The sequence below is a fragment of the Nocardia sp. NPDC051463 genome, from assembly GCF_040681975.1.
Taxonomy (GTDB): Bacteria; Actinomycetota; Actinomycetes; order Mycobacteriales; family Mycobacteriaceae; genus Nocardia.
In genome coordinates this window covers 88,881-105,191 of record NZ_JBFBAB010000010.1, presented here as the reverse complement: position 1 = coordinate 105,191, position 16,311 = coordinate 88,881, and the positions used below count along the sequence as shown (strand labels likewise).

Genomic DNA, 16,311 nt, shown 5'->3' with positions numbered 1-16,311 from the left:
TGTATAGAAAGTCCAGCTGATCCGACGTGGAGTCTTGCTGCACAATTCGCGGATTACGCGCACCGACACACCTATTCATGATAACGAAACAATAACAAGCGTTAGTAAACGAGTTATCGCACAACAGATCCCGTCGAAAGCAGGTCAAAAATTGACGACTACCTGCAGATTTGTCGCAAATCAAACAACCGCGCAGGTCACTGGAATTTGGTTCGACACACGCCTGATTCCAGCGCATTCCGTCCGATAGCAGGCCGATCTCGTTGACCGTCAACCCGATCAGGTGGCCCCGCGGCCCGAGCGCGGGCTAATCCGCAGCGGGCCAATGCTTGCGCCAGTCCGAGGAAGACAACGGCGCGCGTTCGCCACGACTCGTTTCGGCGGCATCCTCGGCGGCGCGAATCACGGCGGCGAACGCGAGAGTCGCCTTGCGCAGCCGTTCTTCGGCGCTGCCGAGGCCGCCGAGCCGCACTGCGCGAAGGGCATCAGGAACTAGGTCCTCCGGTAGGCCGGCCTTGGCACTGCGTTCGCGAATCTTTTCGGCGAGGGCGAGGGCAGGCTGCGCCATGGCGATGCCGTCCAGGCAGGAACGCCGGGACTTTTCGCTGGATTTGCGCTCTTCCCACGCTTTTTCCTGGGCCGCGATCTTCTCGGCGACCGTCGCGCCGGGGTCGATGGGTGCATCGACCAGGTGCGGGCTGCGATTGACGAGCTTGGCGACCAATGCCGCCGCGACATCGTCGACCGTGAATTCCCCTGCGGCCTCGGCGATCCGGGAGTGGAACAGCACCTGCAGCAACAGATCGCCGAGTTCCTCCTTGATGGTTTCGGCGTCGTTGTGCTGAATGGCGTCGAGCAGTTCGTAGGTTTCCTCGAGCAGGTAGGGACGCAACGAGTCGTGGGTCTGAGTGACCTCCCACCCGCCGAAGTTCCAGAGCCGGTCCATCACCTGCACCGCCTCGGCCAATCCCTCGGCGAGCCTGGCCGTGTCGGAGGCGGTGCCCTCCGATGCCGACGAGCCGGTCATCGCGACGCCGAAACCTCGGTGGCGACGGTGAGATCGACCGCGCCCTGCGCTTTCCCGTCCAACGCCAGTAGCAAGTCGGCGACGAACTGGAGCAGCACCACGTCACGGACCCGCTCGGCGCCGACACTGTCCTCGACCCTCGGCAACGGCAGCTGGATCACGCCACTGGCGGCCCGGTAGCCCGCGCTCGGGTAGATGCGCTTGAGACGCATCTGCTTGGAGTCCGGCAGGGTCAGCGGCGCGACCTTGAGGGTGGTTCCGGTGACCGCGATTTCGGTGACGCCGTATTCACGGGCCAGTAGTCGCAACTTGGCCACCGAGACCAACCGGCCGACCTCGACCGGCAGCGGGCCATAGCGGTCGACGAGTTCTTCCAGCACCAGGGCCACCGCCGGATCGTCCTGAGCAGCCGCGAGTTTGCGGTAGGCCTCCAAGCGGAGGCGATCGCTGGCGATGTAGTCGGGCGGGATGTGCGCGTCGACGGGAAGGTCGATGCGCACCTCCTTGATCTCCTCGGTGGTGATCGGCTTGCCGTCCGCGGCGGCACGGTAAGCCTCGACGGCCTCGCCGACCAGACGTACATACAGATCGAAACCGACGCCTGCGACGTGGCCGGACTGTTCGGCGCCGAGCACGTTTCCCGCGCCACGGATTTCGAGGTCCTTCATGGCCACGGCCATGCCCGCGCCCAGATCGGAGTTCTGTGCGATGGTGGCGAGTCGGTCGTAGGCCGTCTCGGTGAGCGGCTTCTCCGGCGGGTACAGGAAGTAGGCATAGCCGCGCTCACGGCTACGCCCGACCCGACCGCGCAGCTGGTGCAGCTGTGAAAGGCCGAGTGAGTCGCCGCGTTCCACGATCAGCGTGTTCGCATTGGAGATGTCGAGCCCCGTCTCGATGATCGTGGTGCAGACCAGCACGTCGAATTCCCGCTCCCAGAAACCCTGCACGGTCCCTTCCAACGTGTCCTCGTTCATCTGACCGTGCGCGACCGCGACCCTGGCCTCCGGCACCAGATCGCGAATCCGCTTGGCGGCCTTATCGATAGATGACACCCGGTTGTGCACGTAGAAGACCTGGCCGTCGCGCAGCAACTCGCGGCGGATAGCGGCAGTGACCTGCTTGTCGTTGTACGCGCCGACGTAGGTGAGCACCGGGTGGCGCTCCTCGGGCGGCGTGAGGATGGTGGACATCTCGCGAATGCCGGCCAGGCTCATCTCCAGCGTGCGCGGAATCGGCGTCGCGGACATGGTCAGCACGTCGACGTGGGTGCGCAGCGCTTTGATGTGCTCCTTGTGCTCGACGCCGAAACGCTGTTCCTCGTCGACGACGACCAGCCCGAGATCCTTCCAGCGCACGCCGGTCTGCAGGAGTCGGTGCGTGCCGACCACGATGTCGACACTGCCGTCGGCCAGGCCCTCCAGCACCGCCCGCGACTCGGCCGGATCGGTGAAGCGCGACAGCCCCTTCACCGTGACGGGGAAGCCGGCGACGCGTTCGGCGAAGGTCTGCAGATGTTGTTGTGCGAGTAGCGTTGTCGGGACCAGAACCGCGACCTGCTTACCGTCCTGCACCGCCTTGAACGCGGCGCGCACCGCGATCTCGGTCTTGCCGTAACCGACATCACCGCAGACCACGCGGTCCATCGGGACCGGCTTCTCCATGTCGGCCTTCACCTCGGAGATGGCGGTCATCTGGTCAACGGTCTCGGTGAAGGCGAACGCGTCCTCCATCTCCTTCTGCCATGGACTGTCGGGCGCGAACGCATGCCCGGGCGCGGCCTGGCGCGCCGCGTACAACTGCACCAATTCACCGGCGATCTCGCGAACGGCCTTGCGCGCCTTGCGTTTCGTATTCGCCCAGTCGGAACCGCCGAGTTTGGACAGGCTGGGCATCTCCCCACCGACGTAGCGGGAGAGCTGATCGAGGGATTCCATCGGTACGAACAGCCGGTCGCCCGGCTGGCCCCGCTTGCCCGGCGCGTATTCGATGACCAGGTACTCGCGGCGCGCTCCGCCGACGGTCCGCTCGATCATCTCCACGAACCGGCCGATGCCGTGCTGGTCGTGCACCACCATGTCGCCCGCGTTCAGCGCGAGCGGGTCGACCTGGTTGCGCCGCTTCGCGGGTAGTCGCTTGCCCTCGCCCGGTGCGGTGACCCGGTTGCCGGTGAGATCCGATTCGGCGACGACGACCAGACCAGCATCGTCGAGCACCATCCCGTCGTGCAGTGAACCGCACAGCACCCCGACCACACCCACGGTCGGTTCGGCACCCGCCGCGAGCGCCGCGGCGGGCACCTCGGCGTCGGCGAGCCGCTCCAGAATGCGTTGTGCCGTACCGTGTCCGGCGACGACAACCACGGCACGGCCGCCGGTCGCGACGTGCGCACGCATCGAGGCGAAGATCGTCGCGACCAGTTCGTCGGAACCGCGCGCCGCGGGACCGGCCAGCACCGGCAGCACCACCTCGGCGGGATCGCCGGAGGTGAGCGGGCTCAGGCTCCACCAGGGCAGTCCGTGCGCGTTCGCGCTGTCATGGATTTCCGGCAGCGCACGGTAGCCCGACGCGGCGAGATCGAGACCGTGTGCGCCCAGCGGCGCGTCGCTACCGAACGAGGCCGCGGTCCAGGAGGCCTCGAGGAATTCCTCGCCGGTGCGCACCAGATCGGCTGCGCGAGTACGGATCTTCTCCGGATCGCACAGCAGTAGGTGGGTTCCGTCCGGCAGTACCTCGGTGAGCAGCCGTAGCTCGCCGGGCTGCAACACCGGAAGCAGTGCTTCCATGCCCTCGACCGGGATGCCCTCGGCCAGCTTCTCCAGCATCTCGACCAGTGCGGCGTCGGCCGCGTTCTCGACGGCGACCGCGGCGGCGCGATCCCGGACCGCCGCGGTCAGCAACAGTTCGCGACATGGCGGCGCGACGACGAGGTCCACCTCGACATCGAGCAGCGAGCGCTGATCGGCGACGGCGAACGGCCGCAGCTCGGTGATCTCGTCGCCCCAGAATTCCACGCGCACCGGGTGATCGGCGGTCGGCGGGAAGAGATCGAGGATGCCGCCGCGCACCGCGAACTCGCCGCGCTTACCGACCATGTCGACTCTGGTGTAAGCGAATTCGACCAGGCGCGTGAGCAATTCGTCGAAATCCAGTTCGGCGCCGACGCGCAGCACCACCGGCTCGATATCGCCGAGCCCGGCGGCCATCGGCTGCATCAGCGACCGCACCGTGGTCACCACCACCCGCAGCGGCTCCGGGAACGTCGGGTCCTGCGGATGTGCCAGCCTTCGCAGCACCGAAAGCCTGCGCCCGACGGTGTCCGCCCCCGGTGAGAGCCGCTCGTGCGGCAGCGTCTCCCAGGAGGGGAACTGCGCGACGGCGGGGCCGAGAATCTCCTCGAGCTCGACGGTCAGGTCGTCGGCCTCACGACCGGTCGCGGTCACCACCACCAGCGGCTTGCGCGCCGCGATCGTCGCCGCCACGAACGGCCGCACCGCGGACGGCGCGACCAACTCGACCGGCGACTTTCCGACCAGGTCGGCGACGGTTCGCAGCGCGGCGTCGGCACCGGCCACCGCGGCCAGTCCCGCCAATGGTGGACGATGGGTGGACATGCGGACTCCTGAGCTCAGGCGGGGTTCAGTACGGCCAACCGAGTCTAGCCACTCCCCCTGACAGGCAACCCGGCCCCACACAGCCTGGGCCGTGACCAGACCTGACCCGCCCCGCACAGGCGAGTCTTACGAGCCCGTTCGCGGCCGGGGCCGCGAACACCCGCGGCCACGCGGCAATGTCACGGCACGTAGCGGCGCAGACGCCGAGCAGCGAACTCACGGAAGTACGACAATTTCTCCGGCGGCACGATCGAGGGCAGCAGGAAGAACCACATGCGTTCCATCCGCGCGGCCATCTGATCCATCGAATCGGTACCGACGGCGATGATGTGCACGCCCGCGGTCATCTCCTGCAGCAGCACCCCGATCACCTCGGGATCGAGCTCGGGCTCCAGATCACCTTGGGCGATGGCACGTTCGGAGAGCACACGGTAGGTGTCGCCCCACGTCTTGGCGATGTTGTCGCCTTGGGCGCCGCGGTAGTCCCCGATTTGGTGGGTCAGCTTGAGCATCGCGCCGACCATCGGGTCGTTCATCGATAGGTCCGCGACCACATAGGTGATCCCGATGCACGCTTCGAGCGCGGGCACCCGGGGATCGAAGAAACCCTGGCACGAACTGACCAGGCGCTCGTTGCCCTGGTCGACCACAGCACGCGCCAGCTCTTCCTTCGAACCGAAGTGAAAGTACAAGGCGCCCTTGGTCACGTTCGACTGCGCGATGATCTCGCTCAGGCTCGCATTCGCATATCCCAAGCGCAGAAAGACATCGGCAGCGCCCGCAAGGACGGAATCGCGGGTGATCTCCGCGCGCGCTTGCCTAGCCATCAGATCCGCCTGTCATCCCTAAAACCAGCCATCCTGAAGTAGACCGACATCACGAACAAGACCGACTTACCGCCCGAACAGCACCCAGAGGATGCGTGAACCGTACCACCAGGTGGGCGCCCGCCAATCAATTCGAGCATTCGATCCGACCTCCGTCGCAATTTGCTGGTTACCAACCCGGTCTTGCACGGAACAATCCCCGTTACCCCGGCCGTGTCAATCACCCTTGTCAGTGCGCCATTCCGAGCTCAACTGCGGATCGGCCTCGAGGTTGCTGAGTCCATTCCAACAGAGGTTCACCAGATGTGCCGCGACAACCTCTTTCGACGGTTTGCGCTCATCCAGCCACCAGGTGGCCGCGGTGGAAACCATGCCGACCAATGCCTGCGCGTACATCGGCGCGAGACTGGTATCGAAGCCTCTGCGCTCGAAATCCCCGGCCAGGATGTGGGATACCTGATTGACCGCTTCGTTGAGCAGGCTCGAGTAACGCCCGTCGGTAGTAGTCGCGGGCTGATCGCGTAGCAGGATTCGGAAGCCGTCGGTGCGCTCGTCGATGTAGGTCAGCAGCGCGAGCGCGACCTGTTCGAGCCGGATCCGCGACCGGTTCTGGGTCAGCGAGGAGGTGATCATGTCGAGCAGCATCGACATCTCCCGGTCGACCACGACCGCGTACAGGCCCTCTTTGCCGCCGAAGTGTTCGTACACCACGGGTTTGGAGACCTGGGCACGCTGCGCGATCTCCTCGATCGAGGTCGCGTCGTACCCACGTTCGGCGAACAGTGCACGACCGATCTCGATCAACTGCTGACGCCGCTGTGTGCCCGTCATCCGTGGCCGGGGCACGCGAAGCTCACCCGAAGACATCGCTCCCGCCTCCCTTGCGCACGACCATGAGTTGGCAACAACTGTTCCAGACAGCCTCAATGCGCCACGAGTCACCCCGGCAGCGCCGATCGATCGGCGTTTCGCCGCCGCCGGACCAAACATCCGACGACCGACAAAAGACGGGGAGCATTCGCCCGAGAGCGCACCAGTATGCGAGGATCTTCCTCGTGCTCGAGCACAGCGGCGGGTTCCCCTATCCGCCGGTGTGATAATCCGCCGTAGTGTAATGGCAGCACCTCTGATTTTGGTTCAGATAGTTCAGGTTCGAGTCCTGGCGGCGGAGCTCACCGGCACGATGGCCTATCGTTGGCCCCGCACGTTGGCCAGCACGATGACAGGCAGCCGAGGGAGATCCATGCCACAGCAGACCGCCGTCGTCGTTCTCGCAGCTGGTGCCGGGACGCGGATGCGGTCGAAGACCCCTAAAGTGCTGCATTCGCTCGCCGGTCGAAGCATGCTCGCACACGCGCTGCATGCGGCTAACGAGATCGACCCCGCGTTTCTCATCACCGTGGTTGGACACGACCGCGAGCAAGTCGGCGCCGCGGTCGGCGCCGTCGCGACCGATCTCGCCCGCGAGATCATTACCGCCGTCCAAGAACAACAGCTCGGCACCGGACACGCCGTGCAATGCGCATTGCAGGCGGTGCCCGAAGATTTTACCGGCGACCTGCTGGTCACCTCCGCGGATGTGCCGCTGCTCGACGGGCATACCCTGGCCGCACTGCTCGATGAGCACCGCAGCTATGCCGATCGCTCCGCGGTCACGGTGCTGACCTTCGTGCCCGACGATCCGAACGGCTACGGCCGCATCGTCCGCAATGCCAACGGCCAGGTCACCGAGATTGTCGAACATGCCGACGCCACACCGGAACAGAGCGCGATCAACGAGGTCAACTCCGGTGTGTACGCCTTCGACGCGACGGTGCTCCGCACCATGATCGGCCGCCTCTCCACTGCCAACGCCCAGCACGAGCTGTACCTCACCGACGTGCTGCGACTGGCCCGTGAAGCCGGGCATCCGGTGCACGGCGCCCGGCTCATCGACGCGGCGAAGGTCACCGGCGTCAACGATCGGGTGCAGCTCTCGGACGCCGCACGCACGCTCAACCGCTACATCGTGGAGCGGCATATGCGGTCCGGGGTGACCATCGTCGATCCCGCGACCACCTGGGTCGACGCGAACGTGAAGATCGGACGGGACGCGGTGATCCGGCCGGGCGTGCAGCTGCTCGGCGCCACCGACATCGGCGAGGACGCCGAGATCGGGCCGGACACCACCTTGACCGATGTGGTCGTCGGCGTCGGCGCTTGCGTCGTGCGGACCCACGGCGACCAGGCCATGATCGGCCCGGGCGCCACCATCGGCCCTTTCAGTTACCTGCGCCCCGGCACCGTGGTCGGGGAGTCGGGCAAGCTCGGCGCCTTCGTCGAAACCAAGAACGCCACGATCGGCGCGCATTCGAAAGTGCCGCACCTCACCTATGTCGGCGATGCCACCATCGGCGAGTACAGCAACATCGGTGCGTCGAGCGTTTTCGTGAACTACGACGGAGTGAAGAAGCATCACACCACTGTCGGATCGCATGTGCGCACCGGCAGCGACACCATGTTCGTCGCACCGGTCACCGTGGGTGACGGGGCGTATACGGCGGCGGGTACTGTACTGCGCAGAAGCGTTCCACCGGGGGCTCTCGCGGTGTCAGGTGGACCACAGCGCAACATCGAGAACTGGGTCCAGCGGTACCGTCCCGGAACTGCTGCGGCACACGCGGCGGCGGAAGCCATCGCGGCCAACGAGGTGTCGAGTCAGGCAATCGAGCAAAAGGATGGCAAACAGCAGTGACCGCGTCATGGACCGACAACCAGAAGAACCTGATGCTCTTCTCTGGGCGCGCGCATCCTGAGCTGGCCGAGCAGGTCGCCAAAGAGCTCGACGTGCACGTCACCCCGCAGACCGCGCGCGACTTCGCCAACGGCGAGATCTTCGTCCGCTTCGAGGAGTCGGTTCGCGGATCCGATGCGTTTGTCCTGCAAAGCTTTCCGGCGCCGCTGAACCAGTGGCTCATGGAGCAGCTCATCATGATCGATGCGCTCAAGCGTGGCTCGGCCAAGCGGATCACCGCGGTGCTGCCGTTCTACCCGTACGCCCGCCAGGACAAGAAGCACCGCGGCCGTGAGCCCATCTCCGCCCGACTGGTCGCCGACCTGCTGAAGACCGCAGGCGCCGACCGCATCATCACCGTCGACCTGCACACCGATCAGATCCAGGGCTTCTTCGACGGCCCGGTCGATCACATGCACGCGCAACTGCAGCTCGCCGAGTACGTGCGCAACAACTACAGCCTCGAGCACATCACCGTGGTCTCTCCCGACTCCGGTCGCGTGCGCGTCGCCGAGAAGTGGGCCGACTCGCTCGGTGGCTCGCCGTTGGCGTTCATCCACAAGACCCGCGACCCACTGGTGCCCAACCAGGTCAAGTCCAACCGGGTCGTCGGTGAGGTCGAGGGCCGCACCTGCATCCTGATCGACGACATGATCGACACCGGTGGCACCATCGCGGGCGCGGTCAAGGTCCTCAAGGAGGCCGGCGCGGGCGACGTCGTCATCGCCGCCACGCACGGCGTGCTGAGCGATCCGGCCGCCGAGCGCCTCGCGAACTGCGGCGCCAAAGAGGTCGTCGTCACCAACACGCTGCCGATCAGCGAGGACAAGAAGTTCCCGCAGCTGACCGTGCTCTCCATCGCGCCGCTGCTGGCCCGCACCATCCGCGAGGTCTTCGAAAACGGTTCCGTCACCGGCCTTTTCAACGGCAACGCCTGAGTTGTAGCCCCAGAAACGGCGGCCGAGACCACGGGTCCCGACCGCCGTTTCGCGTTGACGGTCCGTGTCGGCGGGCACCATTCGCCCGTGTCGGGTGCCACTTGCCGGACGGGCGCCGGGTGATACTGGTCGTATGGACCGTGAATCGCTGGACACCGATATGGGGGACGACGAGCAGGCGGACGAGATCAGGGAGTACGAGCGCAATATCGAGGATCCACCCGCCGACCTGCTGATTCGTAACCATGAGAACGACGACGACGGCCACCTCGGCATCGCCGAGGAGCTCGAGCAGGAGTGGACACCACTCAGTCAGGCCGCCGTGGATGCGGAAGTGGACGAACGTCCCGCGGAAGTCGCCGCCATGGAGATCATCGACGATTCCGAGGTATGACACCGATCCCTGCCGAGTAAACAGGCCCGAGGCGTCCGAGAAATCGGATGGCGTGATCGTGAGAGGGTCGGCTCCACCGCGGTACCCCGCAGCGCGCGACCGGACACACACGAGGAGGGCGTCATGACTACTCCGCAGGATCCCGACAACGACGACCCGACGGCGGGCAGCGCGCCCGACGACGAAGCGCCCGCTGTGCCACCCGGCAGCGCGGCCCAACCCACCGGCGATGCGCCACAGCCGCCGGATGCCGAACCGTCGCTCGCCGAAGAGTCTGAGCCGCCGCAACCTTCGGGCACGGACTGGGCAACCCCCGCGTCCAGCGAACAATCGCCAACCGGTGCGCAATGGCCGTCGCAGCCCGCGCAGACACCGCCGCCCGCGCAGGCGAGCCCCGCACAACCGTCGGCAGATTCGACCTCACCGCCCGCGGGCGGCCAGTGGCCGGGGCCCTCGACCACCGGATCGGGGTACCCGCCACCACCGGAACCTCGAGGCCCGGGCACGACACCCGAGCCCGGCGCAGACCGATACCCAGCCGGTGGGCCCTACGACTACCAGCCGACCGGGGCCCCGCAGGAATCGTCCTACGGCGGATTCCCCGCCTACCCCGAGCAGCCGTATCAGGAGTCCGGGGCCGCGCCCCAACGATCCGGCGTTCAGGTCTATTCGATCATCGCCTTCGTCTGCGCGGCGCTCTCGCTGCTGTTCTGCCCGATCCTGTTCGGCCCGGCAGGCATTATTCTCGGCGTCGTCGGCCGCAACAAGGGCGAATCCCTGGGCAAGGTCGCCGCCATCGTCGCCGCGGTCGCCATGGTCATCGGCATCGTCGTGAGCTACATCGTGCTGTCCGGCGACGTGCTCACCGACCAGAGCTGACCGGAGAGCCCACCGGGTAGATTTTCTCCTATGAGCGGATTCGGCGGGTTCCCCCTGGCGGGATTGGACTTCTACGAGGACCTCGAGGCCGACAACTCCAAGGCCTTCTGGAATGCGCACAAGGACGTCTACGAGCAGTCGGTGAAAGCGCCGATGATCGCACTGGCCGCGGAACTGGAGCCGGACTTCGGTACCGCGAAGATCTTCCGCCCGTACCGCGACGTCCGCTTTTCGAAGGACAAATCGCCGTACAAGACCGCGCAGGGCGCGGTGGCAGGCGTCGCGCCGGGCACCGGGTGGTACGTGCAGATCAGCGCGGCCGGATTGTTCATCGGCGGCGGCTTCTACTCGGGCTCCCCCACCCAAGTCGCCCAACTGCGCGCCACCATCGCCGAGGAGGTACGCGGCGCCGAGTTGGAGGCCATCCTCGCGAAGCTCACCACAGCGGGGTACACGATCGGCGGGGACAAGCTCAAAACCAAGCCCAAGGGCTACGAGGCCGACCATCCCCGCATCGACCTGCTGCGCCACAAGTCCCTCACCTGCAGTAAACAATTCGGCGCTCCGCCATGGCTCGACAAGCCGAGGGCCGCCAAGGAGATTCGCGCCGCGTGGGAAGGGATGCGTCCCCTCATCGAATGGCTTGCTGCCGTGGTGGCCTGACCCGGCCTAGTGACGGGGCGGCAGCGGGATTCTCGCCAGGTCTCGCGCCACCACGATCGGGCCGGTGAAACGCCGGGCGGCTTCGGCGAAATGCTCGTCGAGGTCACGGTATCGCTGGGAGAAGTGCGTCAGCACGAGTGTGCGCACGCCCGCTGCCGCGGCCACCCTGGCCGCCTGTCCTGCGGTGAGGTGCCCGTACTCCTCGGCGAGGCCGACATCGGCATCCAGGAACGTCGCCTCGATCACCAGCATGTCCGCCTCGGCGGCCAGTTCGTGGACGCCCGCGCAGAGGCGAGTGTCCATCACGAACGCGAAACTCTGCCCCCGCCGCGGCGCGCTGACTTCGGCCAGAGTGACTGTGCGCCCGCCCCATTCGATCGAACCCTGCCGCTGCAACTGCCCGACGATCGGTCCGCGCAGCCCGATGGCACGAAGTCGATCGGGCAGCACGCGCACACCGTCGGGTTCGGTGATCCGGTAGCCGAAGGCTTCGACCGGATGCGACAGCGGCACGGCGGTCACGGTGAAAGGCGCGCCGGGGGCGTCCACCGACCCCGGGCCCGCGATCGGATGCTTGCGCAACTCGACTGTGCGATGGAAGGCGGTGGCATTACTGAGCCGGTCGAGATACTGCTCGCCCGAGGCGGGGTAGTACACGCGACCGGGTGTGGGACTCGGTCCAGATTGATCCGCTGGATCACCCCGGGCAGGCCCAGGCAGTGGTCGCCGTGGAAGTGGGTCACCGCGATGCGCGTGATATCGGTGACCGACACTCCCGCATACGTCATCTGCCGCTGCGTACCCTCGCCGGGATCGAAGAGCAGGCCCTCCTCGCCCCATCGGAGCAGGTACCCGTTGTGGTTGCGCTGTTTGGTCGGCACCTGGCTCGCGGTGCCGAGCACGACGAGTTCGCGGGGTGACACGGGTGCTCACAGCGCCGCGACGGCGGCAACGAAGCGGTCCAGCTCCTCGAAGCTGACGAAACAGTGCGGGGAGGCACGGACCACGGAGGCCAGACCTCGGGCCGTCATATCCAACAGCGTCGAGGAGGCGTGACTGACCGTGACCGTAATTTCTTGTGTCGCAAGATGATCGCGGACCTCGACGGAGTCGGTGCCGTCGACGGTGAAGGAGACGATGCCGTTGTGCCTGATGCCGATGTCACGGACGGTGACGCCGTCGATCTCGGGCAGCGACTTGCGCAGATACTCCGCGCGGGCCGCGATAGCGGCGTAGACGTCGTCGGGGCCGAGGTCGAGCAGGTACTGCACAGCGGCGCCCAAGCCGAGGCGGGCCGCGACATCGCATTCCCAGAATTCGAATCGCCTCGCGTCGGCGGCGAGGGTGTAAGTGTCGGGCGCCGTCCACCCCGCACTATGCAGATCGAGACGCTGGGGCACCATCGATGTGGCCAATTCCGGACGCAGGTAGAGGAATCCGGTGCCGCGCGGTCCGCGCAGCCACTTGCGACCGGTAACCGAGAGCGCGTCGACGCCGAGTTCGACCACATCGATCGGGAGCTGCCCCGCGGACTGGCAGGCATCCAGCAACACCAAGGCACCGACCGACTGCGCGATCCTGGTGGCCTCGGCGGCCGGGTTGACCAGTCCGCCGTTGGTCGGCACGTGCAGCAGCGAGACCAGCTTGACGCGCTCGTCCACCATGCCCGCGAGGGCGTCGAGATCGAGCTGGCCGCTGCTGTCGCCGGGGATGTGCTGCACGGTTGCCCCGGTCGCCTCCGCACGCTGTAACGCCGCGATGGCGTTGCTCGCATAGTCGGCGCCGGAGATCAGGATGCGGTCGCCGGGAGACAGCGGAACGGAGTAGAAGAAATCGGCCCAGGAACGGGTGGCGCTGTCGCTGAGCGCGATACTCGACGGGTCGGCGTTGATGAGTGTTCCGATGGCGGTTTTCACAGCGGCAAGATCGTCGAGACGCTCGTTCGCCGCGCGGTAGCCACCGACCTCGGCTTCGCGGCGCAGGTGATCGACGACGGTGTCGGTGACAGTCCGCGGTGGCAGCGACGACCCCGCGCTGTCGAGAAAAACGGACCCGGTTCCCGGACTCGACGAGATGCCGGGAGTGTCGTCCCGTACGCGATGGTCGTCCAGCATGCCGACGACCATATCCGGTCAGGAGTTCGAAAGCTTGTCGCTTCTATGTCGGTCTCGCTCGCTACCCTGGTTTGAGTCGGCGTATGCGGAATGCAAAACGCTGTCGCAGCGATACACCAGCTAAGGCGGACACGAACCCGCCGACAGGGCGCCCGGACGGACCTACCCGTCCGGCCGCCGACGGACTCGACAGCGGAGGTTGGTATGGCGGTCACGCTGGAACATCCGGAGTCGGTCAGCGCCATCCAGGACGGGGATCTGTCCTCGCGGGTCGCGGCCGAAGCCTATGTGGGCGGCGTCTGTTTCAAATTGGGACCACCGACGCTGATCGGCGCCGAACTCGAGTGGCTCACCGTGCAGGGTGAGTGTTCGCCGTCAGGCCGATCGGCCGCTCCCCGCCCGCAACTGGCTGCACTCGCAGCTGCTCTCGGACCCTATGCACCGAGGTCCATCGCCCCCGATTCACCGGCGCTCTCGCTGCCGGGGGGCAGCCGGGTCACTATCGAACCCGGCGGTCAGATCGAACTTTCCAGCGCCCCGTTCGCCGCTGCCGCGCAGCTGTGCGAGGGATTGCGCATCGACTCCCAGATGTTGCGGGATCTTCTCGAATCCCGATCCATCCGCACTGTCTCCGGTGCCGCCGATGCGGACCGCCGCCCCAAGCGGGTGTTGCAGCTGCCGCGCTATCGCGCCATGGAGCAGTCCTTCGGCGGTATCGGCCCCTTCGGCAAACTCATGATGTGCAATACCGCCGCCACCCAGGTCAGCGTCGATGCGGGCGCGGATCGCGCGGAGGTCACCGCGCGCTGGACGGCGCTGTACACGATTGGTCCCGCCCTGCTTGCCGTCTTCGCCTGCTCGCCCGCATTGCATAGTGCGCCGGTGGGCGATTGGGCTTCGCAGCGGATGCGCACCTGGTTGCGCCTCGACCACGCGCGCACCCGCCCACCAGTGGAGGCCTGGCCGGATCCGATCGCCGACTACGGCAGGTGGGCACTGGATGTGCCGTTGCTGTGCGTGCGCAGGCCGGACCCGGCACGAGCGGGCGATGCCGCGGTAAACGGACCGAGCGGTAACGGTCACGATCCCGGTTGGTCCGCACCGCCGGGGGCCTCGTTCGCCGATTGGCTTTCCGGCGCCCTGGACGACGAGGTGGGCCGCCGCCCCGACGTCGGGGATCTCGACTACCACCTGACCACGCTGTTCCCCCTGGTGCGCGCGGCGGGACACCTCGAGATCCGCTACCTCGACGCCCAGCCCGGTGACGACTGGACGGTCCCGATCCATGTGGTCGACGCGCTCATGTCGACCCCCGTGGCGGTGGCCGCGGCAACAGCGGTGGCCGCGCCGCTGGCCGGACAGTGGTCGCACGCAGCGCGCTGCGGCCTGGCCGACCCGCAGATCCGGTCGGTGGCGGTCGAGCTGTTGACCCTCGCCGAGGCACATGCGGCCACACCGGAAGCAGCCCGCGAGATCGCCGGAGCGCTCCGGCGATGTCGTGGTGGGCGCACGCCGACCGACGAGGCCGTCGCCGACAGCGCGGGAGCAGGGTCGTGATCGCGATTGCGCATGGGGGAGCTCCCCGCGCGGGCAGCCGATACCCCGCCGACATGCCGACGAGCCCCACGGCCGCGCGAGGAGAGGTCGCGACCGGCGACCGAATCACTTCGCGGGCCGACCATGACCAACCGTGGAGAGCAGTCTCGTGACCATTCATCACCCGAGCACCGACAACGCCGAGACCGAACGACTCCGGGACCGGATCGCCGAGGTCCTGACCCGGGCGCGCGAGCGCACCCTCGCCCTCACCGACAGCCTCGACGAGGCCGAGCTGATCGCCCAGCATTCCCGGCTGATGAGCCCGCTGGTGTGGGACCTCGCGCACATCGGCAACCAGGAGGAGCTGTGGTTGGTGCGCGATGTCGGCGGGCGCGAGCCGGTGCGCGCCGATATCGATGAGCTGTATGACGCCTTCAAGCACGCGCGCGCCAACCGGCCCGAGCTGCCGCTGTTGGACCCGACGCAGGCCAGAGGGTATGTCGGCACCGTGCGCGACACGGTGTGGGATGTGCTGGACCGCAGCGCATTACGTGGCAGGGCGCTTGTCGACGACGGTTTCGCCTTCGGCATGATCGCCCAGCACGAGCAACAGCACGACGAGACCATGCTGGCCACCCATCAGCTACGGACGGGGCCCGCCGTGCTGTCGGCGCCCGCGGCCCCGACGGTGACCACCCCCGTCAGCGGCGAAGTGATCATTCCCGCGGGGGAATTCACCATGGGTACTTCGACCGAGCCGTGGGCGTTGGACAACGAGCGCCCCGCGCATCGAGTGCAGGTGCCCGCCTTCGCCATCGACGCCGCACCGGTGACCAACGCGCAATACCTGGCCTTCGTCGACGACGGTGGTTACGACCGACCGGAACTCTGGTCGGAGCGCGGCTGGGCGCATCGTCAGCAGGCCGGGCTCGTCGCGCCGCAGTTCTGGGAGCGCGATCCGGCCGGGCAGTGGTGGCGCCTGGTTTTCGGCGTGCCGACACCCCTGCGTCCGCATCAGCCGGTGGTGCACGTGTGCTGGTTCGAGGCCGAGGCCTACGCCAACTGGGCGGGCAAGCGCCTGCCCACCGAGGCCGAATGGGAGAAGGCGGCCCGCGTCGATCCCGCCACCGGGGAGTCGCGCCGCTACCCGTGGGGCAATGCCGAACCCGATTCCAGCACCGCGAATCTCGGGCAGCGGCATCTGGAACCCGCCGATGTCGGCGCGTACCCGGCGGGTGCGTCCCCGGCCGGTGTGCACCAGCTCATCGGCGATGTCTGGGAGTGGACCGCTTCCGGTTTCGATCCGCACCCGGGCTTCCGTGCCTTTCCGTATGCGGAGTACTCGGATGTCTTCTTCGGTGGTGACTATCGAGTGCTGCGCGGCGGGTCGTTCGGCACCGATCCCGTGGCCTGCCGCAGCACTTTCCGCAACTGGGACCATCCGATCCGGCGGCAGATCTTCGCGGGCTTCCGGCTGGTCCGCGACCTTCGACAGGGTGAAGGCGAATGAGCACCACGGCAGCGGCAGGCCATGATCGTCACTGCG

General features: G+C 67.0%; 12 protein-coding genes, 1 tRNA gene and 1 pseudogene. 8 read left to right on the top strand and 6 right to left on the bottom strand.

Annotated features, from left to right (window positions below; translation table 11 throughout):
- Positions 1 to 307: 307 nt before the first annotated feature.
- The 4 genes from AB0M74_RS16075 to AB0M74_RS16060 all read right to left on the bottom strand — a co-directional run bounded on the left by AB0M74_RS16075 (position 308) and on the right by AB0M74_RS16060 (position 6,296).
- A complete protein-coding gene (locus tag AB0M74_RS16075) occupies positions 308 to 1,027 on the bottom strand; it encodes a MazG family protein (protein WP_366527003.1) in 720 nt (239 codons plus the stop codon).
- Entirely contained in the window at positions 1,024 to 4,638 is a 3,615-nt protein-coding gene (gene mfd, locus AB0M74_RS16070) for a transcription-repair coupling factor (protein ID WP_366527002.1), read from the bottom strand. The genes AB0M74_RS16075 and mfd overlap by 4 nt, the downstream gene beginning before the upstream one ends.
- Before the next feature lie 179 nt (positions 4,639 to 4,817).
- Positions 4,818 to 5,465, bottom strand: a complete 648-nt coding sequence (locus AB0M74_RS16065) for a TetR/AcrR family transcriptional regulator (RefSeq protein ID WP_366527001.1) — start codon at positions 5,463 to 5,465, stop codon at positions 4,818 to 4,820.
- A gap of 216 nt (positions 5,466 to 5,681) precedes the next feature.
- Positions 5,682 to 6,296, bottom strand: coding sequence for a TetR/AcrR family transcriptional regulator (locus AB0M74_RS16060; protein ID WP_366527098.1), 615 nt, complete (start codon positions 6,294 to 6,296; stop codon positions 5,682 to 5,684).
- Between the two features lie 269 nt (positions 6,297 to 6,565).
- Between AB0M74_RS16060 and AB0M74_RS16055 the strand changes: the two genes are divergently transcribed.
- The 6 genes from AB0M74_RS16055 (at position 6,566) to AB0M74_RS16030 (ending at position 11,112) form a co-directional block, all read left to right on the top strand.
- Positions 6,566 to 6,636 (top strand) — tRNA-Gln (locus tag AB0M74_RS16055).
- A gap of 72 nt (positions 6,637 to 6,708) precedes the next feature.
- Entirely contained in the window at positions 6,709 to 8,199 is a 1,491-nt protein-coding gene (gene glmU, locus AB0M74_RS16050) for a bifunctional UDP-N-acetylglucosamine diphosphorylase/glucosamine-1-phosphate N-acetyltransferase GlmU (protein ID WP_366527000.1), read from the top strand.
- Positions 8,196 to 9,176 carry a ribose-phosphate diphosphokinase gene (locus AB0M74_RS16045; protein ID WP_366526999.1) on the top strand — a complete coding sequence of 327 codons (981 nt, stop codon included), beginning with the start codon at positions 8,196 to 8,198 and terminating at the stop codon, positions 9,174 to 9,176. The genes glmU and AB0M74_RS16045 overlap by 4 nt, the downstream gene beginning before the upstream one ends.
- A 133-nt stretch (positions 9,177 to 9,309) precedes the next feature.
- On the top strand, positions 9,310 to 9,570 hold the full coding sequence (locus AB0M74_RS16040) for a hypothetical protein (RefSeq protein ID WP_366526998.1): 261 nt from the start codon (positions 9,310 to 9,312) through the stop codon (positions 9,568 to 9,570).
- 123 nt (positions 9,571 to 9,693) lie between these two features.
- Positions 9,694 to 10,449: a hypothetical protein gene (locus AB0M74_RS16035; protein ID WP_366526997.1), complete on the top strand. Its 756-nt coding sequence runs from the start codon at positions 9,694 to 9,696 to the stop codon at positions 10,447 to 10,449.
- A 30-nt stretch (positions 10,450 to 10,479) separates the two neighbouring features.
- Positions 10,480 to 11,112 carry a DUF2461 domain-containing protein gene (locus tag AB0M74_RS16030; RefSeq protein ID WP_366526996.1) on the top strand — a complete coding sequence of 211 codons (633 nt, stop codon included), beginning with the start codon at positions 10,480 to 10,482 and terminating at the stop codon, positions 11,110 to 11,112.
- A 6-nt stretch (positions 11,113 to 11,118) separates the two neighbouring features.
- On the opposite strand, the pseudogene AB0M74_RS16025 reads toward AB0M74_RS16030, so the two are convergent.
- Positions 11,119 to 12,035 (bottom strand): annotated as a pseudogene (locus AB0M74_RS16025) (ribonuclease Z).
- A 6-nt stretch (positions 12,036 to 12,041) separates the two neighbouring features.
- Positions 12,042 to 13,226, bottom strand: coding sequence for an aminotransferase class V-fold PLP-dependent enzyme (locus AB0M74_RS16020; RefSeq protein ID WP_366526995.1), 1,185 nt, complete (start codon positions 13,224 to 13,226; stop codon positions 12,042 to 12,044).
- A 204-nt stretch (positions 13,227 to 13,430) separates the two neighbouring features.
- Here AB0M74_RS16020 and egtA point away from each other — a divergent pair, with 204 nt between their 5' ends.
- Together egtA and egtB are read left to right on the top strand one after the other, a co-directional pair.
- Complete coding sequence (egtA, locus tag AB0M74_RS16015) at positions 13,431 to 14,783, top strand: ergothioneine biosynthesis glutamate--cysteine ligase EgtA (RefSeq protein WP_366526994.1); 1,353 nt, start codon at positions 13,431 to 13,433, stop codon at positions 14,781 to 14,783.
- 148 nt (positions 14,784 to 14,931) lie between these two features.
- A complete protein-coding gene (gene egtB / locus AB0M74_RS16010) occupies positions 14,932 to 16,275 on the top strand; it encodes an ergothioneine biosynthesis protein EgtB (RefSeq protein WP_366526993.1) in 1,344 nt (447 codons plus the stop codon).
- Positions 16,276 to 16,311 lie beyond the last annotated feature (36 nt).